At 62.3% G+C, this 7,490-nt stretch carries 10 protein-coding genes; 7 read left to right on the forward strand and 3 right to left on the reverse strand.

Translation table 11 applies throughout. The annotated features are described in order from the left end of the window. Window positions 1-215: 215 nt before the first annotated feature. The 3 genes from AWB76_RS28810 to AWB76_RS28820 all read left to right on the forward strand — a co-directional run bounded on the left by AWB76_RS28810 (window position 216) and on the right by AWB76_RS28820 (window position 2,528). Window positions 216-1,616, forward strand: coding sequence for a YeiH family protein (locus tag AWB76_RS28810; protein WP_061163524.1), 1,401 nt, complete (start codon window positions 216-218; stop codon window positions 1,614-1,616). Beyond that, on the forward strand, window positions 1,613-1,822 hold the full coding sequence (locus tag AWB76_RS28815; RefSeq protein ID WP_061163525.1) for a hypothetical protein: 210 nt from the start codon (window positions 1,613-1,615) through the stop codon (window positions 1,820-1,822). The genes AWB76_RS28810 and AWB76_RS28815 overlap by 4 nt, the downstream gene beginning before the upstream one ends. A gap of 64 nt (window positions 1,823-1,886) precedes the next feature. Further along, a complete protein-coding gene (locus AWB76_RS28820) occupies window positions 1,887-2,528 on the forward strand; it encodes a dihydrofolate reductase family protein (RefSeq protein WP_061163554.1) in 642 nt (213 codons plus the stop codon). Between the two features lie 80 nt (window positions 2,529-2,608). On the opposite strand, the gene AWB76_RS28825 is transcribed toward AWB76_RS28820, so the two are convergent. Next, the gene (locus tag AWB76_RS28825; RefSeq protein ID WP_061163526.1) at window positions 2,609-2,803 is read right to left on the reverse strand and encodes a hypothetical protein; all 195 of its coding nucleotides are present in this window, start codon (window positions 2,801-2,803) and stop codon (window positions 2,609-2,611) included. 157 nt (window positions 2,804-2,960) lie between these two features. Here AWB76_RS28825 and AWB76_RS28830 point away from each other — a divergent pair, with 157 nt between their 5' ends. Both AWB76_RS28830 and AWB76_RS28835 read left to right on the forward strand, forming a co-directional pair. After that, window positions 2,961-3,590: a CGNR zinc finger domain-containing protein gene (locus AWB76_RS28830; protein WP_061163527.1), complete on the forward strand. Its 630-nt coding sequence runs from the start codon at window positions 2,961-2,963 to the stop codon at window positions 3,588-3,590. 42 nt (window positions 3,591-3,632) lie between these two features. Continuing rightward, complete coding sequence (locus AWB76_RS28835) at window positions 3,633-4,313, forward strand: haloacid dehalogenase type II (protein WP_061163528.1); 681 nt, start codon at window positions 3,633-3,635, stop codon at window positions 4,311-4,313. Here AWB76_RS28835 and AWB76_RS28840 read toward each other — a convergent pair. Both AWB76_RS28840 and AWB76_RS28845 read right to left on the reverse strand, forming a co-directional pair. Then, a complete protein-coding gene (locus AWB76_RS28840; protein WP_244173489.1) occupies window positions 4,288-4,950 on the reverse strand; it encodes a DsbA family oxidoreductase in 663 nt (220 codons plus the stop codon). The genes AWB76_RS28835 and AWB76_RS28840 overlap by 26 nt on opposite strands. 47 nt (window positions 4,951-4,997) lie before the next feature. After that, window positions 4,998-6,356, reverse strand: a complete 1,359-nt coding sequence (locus tag AWB76_RS28845) for an MFS transporter (RefSeq protein WP_061163530.1) — start codon at window positions 6,354-6,356, stop codon at window positions 4,998-5,000. Between the two features lie 324 nt (window positions 6,357-6,680). Between AWB76_RS28845 and AWB76_RS28850 the strand changes: the two genes are divergently transcribed. Continuing rightward, window positions 6,681-7,037 (forward strand): hypothetical protein, encoded by a 357-nt coding sequence (locus tag AWB76_RS28850; protein ID WP_061163531.1) that lies wholly within the window; start codon window positions 6,681-6,683, stop codon window positions 7,035-7,037. Between the two features lie 43 nt (window positions 7,038-7,080). Beyond that, on the forward strand, window positions 7,081-7,341 hold the full coding sequence (locus tag AWB76_RS28855; protein WP_061163532.1) for a hypothetical protein: 261 nt from the start codon (window positions 7,081-7,083) through the stop codon (window positions 7,339-7,341). Window positions 7,342-7,490: the final 149 nt, after the last annotated feature.

Consider the following 7,490-nt stretch of genomic DNA (forward strand, 5'->3'; position numbering starts at 1 on the left):
GGTGTGATGAAGCCTTCGACTATAGGCACTTCGCATGCCGCGGCTACGAATCAATTGTGCGTAGCAAATGAGGCGGAAAGTGGTTCGCATATGCGGCGAACCTTTGGCGCGCGCACATGATCGGCGGCTATATCTAAAGACAAAAAAGTCATTTCCGCCGGGCCACGGGCGATTTCATACTGAAGCGTTATCCGTGGCGCACAAGGAGAACAGCGATGAGCAACCGATCGATTGCCGGCGACGCCATCACGTCGAGCGAGACGCGCAGGCCATTCGGCACGGAAGACTGGTGGGCGGTCGGCATCGGCCTGCTTGCCATCGTCGTCGCGTATGCGCTGTTTGCGTCGGGCGGCAGCATCAAATGGCTGGCCGTCGCGCCCGCGAAATGGTCGAGCCTCGGGCAACTCGCGGGCGACTTCGGCAAGCATGCAAGCGGCTATGTCGCGCTGTTCATCGCGTTCGCGGCGGTGTTTTCGGTGGCGATCGTTGCGCTCGGACTGCCCGTCGGACAGTTCCTCGCGGGTTTTCTCGTCGTCTTCATCGTCTCGACGATCATCTTCACGGCCGGTGCATGGTCGAAGGCGAGCGCCTACAACTTGGAGCCGCCGCTGATCGCGTTGGCGCTCGGGCTGATCGTCTCCAATCTGTTCAGCTTGCCCGCGTGGCTCGCGCCTGCCTTGCGCGTGGAGTTTTACATCAAGGTCGGCATCGTGCTGCTCGGCGCGACGCTGCCGTTCACGCTGATCGTCTGGGCGGGACCGGTCGCGATCGGGCAGGCGACCATCGTGTCGCTCGTGACCTTCTTCGTGATCTACGGCGTGGCGCGTGCGCTCGATATCGACAAGCGTTTTGCGGCGGTGCTGGGCGTCGGCGGCGCGGTGTGCGGCGTATCGGCGGCGATCGCGATTGCGGGAGCCGTGCGTGCGCGGCGCGAGCAGGCGTCGGTGGCGATCACGCTGGTCGTCGTCTGGGCGATCGTGATGGTGTTCGCGTTGCCCGCCGTGTCACGCGCGCTCGGTTTGCCGACGGGCGTCGCGGGCGCATGGATCGGCACATCCGAATTCGCCGATGCAGCGGGCATCGCCGCCGCGCAGGCTTACGGCGATTTCGCGCGGCATGCGCCTGGCGTCGTGGCCGGCGCGCCCGATGCATCGTTGCAGGCTTTCGTGCTGATGAAGGTCGTCGGACGCGATATCTGGATCGGCATCTGGGCGTTCGTGCTGGCGATCGTCGCAACGACGCGCTGGGAACGCGATACCGCCGACGGCGTGCAGTCGAAGCCAAGCGCGCGCGAAATCTGGACGCGCTTTCCGAAGTTCGTGATCGGGTTCGTCGTTGCGTCGGCGATCGTCACGTGGATCGCGTCGCACTATACGCTCGCGGACTATCGCAGCGTCGTGACGCCCGCGTTCGTCGCGCCGATCGTCGCGCTGCGCACGTGGGCCTTCACGTTCTGCTTCCTGAGCATCGGCCTCACGACGCGCTTCTCCACGCTCGCCGGCACCGGCGCGAAGCCGCTCGCGGCATTCACGGCGGGCGTCGTGGTCAATGTCGTGATCGGCTATCTGCTGTCGGTGCATCTGTTCGCGCCGTATTGGTCGGCGCTCGGGCAATGAGCGCGCCGTCATCGGCAGACGCGCCCGAATGCCGCCGATGCCGTCATTGGGCCGACGACCGCGCGTTGCTGGAAAAGCGCATCGCCGGGCTGGCTTCGCTCGGCTCCGCGTACGGCGCGAGCGTGGGCGCGAGCCGCCTGTGCCTGCGTCACGACCGGCTGACGATGCCGCGCGATGGCTGCATCGCGTTCGTCGAGCGCGGTTAACTTGCGATTCCATCGCATCTGCAGGCAACATGGGGCCTCGTTGACAGCGCAACCGGAGACGTTGATGACCAAAGTAAAGGTGGCCGGGTTCAGTGTGTCGCTCGATGGCTTCGCCGCGGGAACCGATCAGAGTCTGGATCAGCCGCTCGGCGTGCGCGGCGGGGAACTCTTCCAGTGGTTTTTCCCGACGCAGACCTTCCGTCAGATGGTGGGACAAGAGAGCGGCGAAACCGGCGTCGATGACCAATTTGCCCAACGCGCGATGGCAGGTTTCGGCGCTTTCATCCTCGGCCGCAACATGTTCGGCCCGATTCGCGGCGAATGGCCGGACGATCAATGGAAAGGATGGTGGGGCGACGATCCGCCTTATCACGCGCCGACGTTCGTCCTGACGCATTATCCGCGAGCGCCGATCGAGATGCTGGGTGGAACGACCTTTCACTTCGTCTCCGACGGCATCGAGGTTGCGTTGCAGAAGGCGCGCGAAGCGGTGGGCGACAAGGACATCAAGATCGGCGGCGGTGTCGAGACGGTGAGGCAATACATTCAGGCCGGCTATGTCGATGAAATTCACCTCGCGGTGGCGCCCGTCGTGCTTGGCCAGGGCGAATCGCTATTCAACGGTCTGAATCTCCACGCGCTGGGATATCGAACGGTCGAGCATGTTCCGACGGAGCGCGCCACGCACATCGTCCTTGCAAAGTAGAGCGGATGACCGGGCGCGTGCGCGCCCATCCCGTCACACGGATTTCACTTCTCTGCCGTCCATTCTCGGCGCGCTGCCGGTCATCCATCTGGCGGCGGGCGAAACGAGAAACGCCATGAACTCCGCGATTTCTTCCGGCGCGCCGTCATGTCGAACAGATCGATCTGCGGCACCGCGCCCGCGATGTTCAGCAAGGCATCGATGCGCCCGAACGCCGCGAGCGTCTCATCGACGACTCTTTGCGCGGCATCCGGCCGGGCGAGATCTCTCGGCATAGACGACGCTGTCGAGACCGCCGTCTCCGCAGATGAGAGGTTGAGTTACGTAACCATTAAAAATGTCATAAGAAGGTTACGCATCGTGGATGTAACTTGTCAATCGCTGGTTCAACGGTTACGATAAAGTCATCGTAGAAGCACGCGTGAGCAGAAAATGGACTACCGCCCGATACCGGCCATCTTCGTGGCCGACGCACCCGGTCTCGACTTCCTGAACTCGATCGCGACGCCGGTCGATGAACCCGTCGACTGGATCGCCGATGGCGAGGGGCTGCTGTCATGGCTCGAACAGGCGTGCCTCGTGCCCGTCGATGTGCTTGCGCAGATGCGTTCGCAAACTTCGCCGGCCGAGTTGGACGAGATCGCTCAGAAGGCGCGCGGCTTGCGCGAGTGGTTCAGGCCTTTCGTGCAGAAGAGAAAAGGGCGTCCGCTGAAGGCGAAGGATTTGCGCGAACTCGAACCGCTCAACAGCGTGTTGCAGCGCGACGAGCGATACGGCGTGATCGTCGCCGATGCGAATTCGGCGAGCGGCCTCGCGTTCGACACGCGGCGCCGCTACTTGACGGTTGATTCATTGCTGATGCCCATCGTGGAATCGCTGGCGAAGCTCGTCTGCGAAGAAGACTTCACTTACGTGAAGGCATGCGAAGGGCCGAAGTGCACGCTGCTGTTCGCGGACCACACGCGCGGACACGCGCGCCGCTGGTGCAGCATGGCGATCTGCGGCAATCGCGCGAAAGTGGCGGCACATCGCGCGCGGCTCAAGGAAGGGAAGGGTGGCTGAGGCTGGACGGTCAGCGTTTCGTGTTCACGAGAAGGAGACAGCATGAATCACATCAAGGCGATTGCGTTCGATCTCTATGGCACGCTGTTCGACGTGCATTCGGTCATCGATCAATGCGAGCAGCACTTTCCGGGGCGCGGGCGCGAGATCAGCACGCTCTGGCGGCAGAAGCAGCTCGAATACACGTGGCTGCGCAGTCTGATGAATCGCTACGTGACGTTCGAGCAGGCGACAGAGGACGCATTGCGCTATGCGTGCCGATATCTGAAGCTCGATCTCAACGACGAAACGAAAGCCGCGCTCTGCAATGCTTATCTGAAGCTGCGGCCCTTTCCCGAAGTGCCGGACACGCTGTCGCGTCTTGGGGAACGCGGGCTGCAACTTGCGATTCTGTCGAACGGTTCGCCGCATTCCATCGCATCGGTGGTCGGGCATGCGGGATTGCGCGATCGCTTCGATCATCTGTTGAGCGTCGATCCTGTGCGCATCTACAAGCCGCATGATCGCGCCTATGAGCTTGCGGAAACGGCGTTCGGTCTTTCGCGCGCGTCGATCCTGTTCATCTCGTCGAATGCATGGGACGCGACCGGCGCGCGCTACTTCGGCTTTCCGACTGCGTGGATCAATCGCAGCGGCAATACGTTCGAGGAAATGGGACAGCGGCCGGACTGGGAACTCACTGGCCTCGATGACGTGCTCAAGGTGCTCGACACTCGGAACTGACCGCCAGCATCATCGCTTCGAGGATCGCGCCGGGAGGATAAGCTCCGGAAAGCGTGGCGGATGCATCGAACACGAAATGCGGCACGCCGCCGATATGCTCGCTATCGGCGTGCAAACGGTAGCCGGTGGGATCGGCCGTGCGCCTTGCTTCCGCCAGATGTTCGACGAGCGCCTGCTGTTCGAGACCGCACTCGATGCCGAGGCGCTCCAGAACCCGCCCGTCGCCGATATCCTGTCCCTCCATGAAATAAGCGCTGAACAGACGCTCGATCAGCCGTGCACGTTGCGCTTCGCCGCCACGGCTGGCCGCGTAGGCCACGAGATCGTGTGCGGCGGCCGTGTTGGGCAGCACGTCGATCCGCTCGAACGCGAACTCGATGCCCGCCGCGATTCCCGCGCGTCGGACCTGCGCGCGCCGTGCAGCCACGGCTTCATGACTTCCCAGACGGTCGAGATAGAACGCCTGATACGGCATGCCGCCGAGCGGCGTGTAGGGCAGAAGCTGATGCGATCGCCAAAGCACTTCCACGCGCACATCCGGCTGCAAGCCTGTGAAGCGCGTGATGGCCGCTTCCAGGTTGCGCTTGCCGATCAGGCACCACGGGCAGATGAAGTCGAAGAAGACCTCGACTGTCATCGTGCGACGCGCGTCGTGATCTATAAACTTCGGCATCCTATCTGAAATCATGAATCGGCTTTCGTCGTGGTAGCTTGCGTGTTACGCGACGCTTCTTCGCGCAGCGCGGCCACGCGATCCAGATCGTGTGCGTAATGCCGTCTTCCGATGGCGAACACGATCGCGGCAAGCAGCGGCGCGAAGGGCACCAGCTGGAGGGCGCCCAGCAGCCCGATCCTGTCGGCGACGATGCCCGTGAGAATCGCGGCGGGCGCGAGCCCCAGCAGGTTGTTGGCGAGCGTCAGCGTGGCGAACGCGGAGGCGTGGATAGCGGGCGGCGTGAGGTTGGCGACCATCGCACCGGAAGGGCCGGTCGCGCCTGCGCTGAAGAACATGCCAGCCGCGATCAGCGCGAGCTGCAACGGTCCTGCCGGCATCCGAAAAGCTATGGCTAGAAGCATGAAGCAGGCGAGGCAGAACACGATGGCGGTGAGCCACTTCCTTCCGGGCGCATTTCTGCTGATCCGGTCGGTCAGGTTGCCGCACACGACCATGCCGAGGCCCGTCACCAGCACGAACGCCGCGGCGGCCATCGCGGCCTTGCCGGGTGCCATGCCGTAGTAGCGGTTCAGGAAGCTGGGCATCCACGCCCACAGCGCGGCCGGAACGAGCAGATGGAAACCGCTGCCCACATAGGCGCATCGGATCGATCGGGTCGAGAAGAGTCCTTTCATCAACGCGCGGAAACTGGTGCGCATGCCGGGGGACGCCGCCTTCGAGTCATGGCCGGCAGCGGACTGCAGCGGCGCGATCCTTCCTTCCGTGACGAGGATCCGATAAACGATGACGAGCACAATCCCAAGCACGGCCATCGCGCCGAATGCCGAGCGCCAGCCGAGATGCGCCGCGACCGCACCGCCGATCGCCATGCCCATCACCGAACCGAATGCGCCGCCCGCCATGAAGGCAGCCGTCAGCGTCGAGCGCAGCCGCACCGGAAAGATGCTGAGAACCACGGCGATGCCGACGCTGCCATAAGCCGCCTCGCCGATACCGACGAACGCCCGCGCAAGCAGCATCTCGCCGTAGTTGGTGGAGACCGCGCAACCGAGCGTGGCGAGACTCCACATGGCGGCCATCAGCACGATACTCTTCACGCGGCCCCAACGATCGGCGAGCACGGATAACGGGAACGTGAGCACGCCGACCATGAGCGCGACTACGCTGCTGAGCGATCCCAGTTGCGTGTCGGACAGGCCCCATGCTGATTTGAGCATCGGAAATACGGCGTTTAAAACCTGCCGCGACATGTAGTCGGAAAGCAGCAACCCGACGGTCAGCGCGAATACGACCCAGGCGTAGGCGCGCACGTCTCCGTGCACTCTCACGACTTCGCCCGTGGCAGACGCTGTGTGCTGCATATGCATGAACTGTCTCCTTTGATGAAACTCGTCTGCGGCTTTTCTTGTTCGCCTGTGCGAAGAGCCGCTTGTTGCTACGTATCCTATTGCGCATGCGATTCGCGCGCCCCTCTCCCGATGAGAGGGGCGCGATGAAAACATCAGACGATTTATCTGCGGATGAGACGTAAATGAAGACCGGCTGCTCGTTTTCCCTAGTCCCTCCCGCCGCGAGAGGGTTCCGGTTCGTGACCTTTGGATAGTCTTGAATGATGGATGCGTCGCGCGCTCGCGGCGTCATCGAGATTGGTGAATCGGATCTTGAAGAATCGAATGATATTAGGAAAACTAATGAAAACAGAGTTGATCAGTATCGCGGTTCTTCTGGGTTTGTCGTCGGCGGCCGCGCACGCGCAATTCACCGTGCCGCATGTCGGGGAAGTCGATTCCGGTCTGCTCTATCACGACAACGTGTACCGCCTGAAGCAAAGTGACTTCGCTTCGGACGGATGGGGCATCAAGAGCAACGAGGATATCGGGTGCCGCTGCGACGTCGACTTCAAGTCGCAAAGCACGTTCGACACCACGCGAGTATTGGTTTCCCGATGTCCGGCGCATGAGGCTATAGCAAGAATCCAGCGAACATCGGCCGTGCCGATATCGATCTGTGTTCAGCTCGCCGTGCCTATCGATTCACCGCCGCTCTGAAGGCAACAGCGCCATCGATCATTCGGGCTTCAACGAGGTTGAGATGAATATTCTGTTTCCCCATATCGACAGCATTTGCGTCGGCGAAGGTCCGATCTATTTCGATACGATCGTCGATGGCGTCACCGTCAATTGCGTCTTGACGGAGCATGCGCTGGCGGCCGCAGTCGGCATCGATCAGGTCATATCCCGGCGCGAGGCTTTCGCGTTCGGACAGCCCGCGATCAGGGAAATCGTCGCTCGAAGGGCGAAGGGTTCGGTGGTCGGACCGATAGTCATTACGCGCGCGGAATTCGGCCTTTGAAAGCGTGCAAGCGCATCACTCAGTCTCATGGAAACGACGATGAATCAATCCAGCATCAAGGCGACGCTTTCTTTCAGCGACAACTCGCCGAGCGTCGAAATGCCGATCTACAAGGGCACGATGGGCCCGGACGTGATCGACATCCGCAA

The sequence above is a fragment of the Caballeronia temeraria genome (assembly GCF_001544795.2).
GTDB classification, from domain to species: Bacteria; Pseudomonadota; Gammaproteobacteria; order Burkholderiales; family Burkholderiaceae; genus Caballeronia; species Caballeronia temeraria.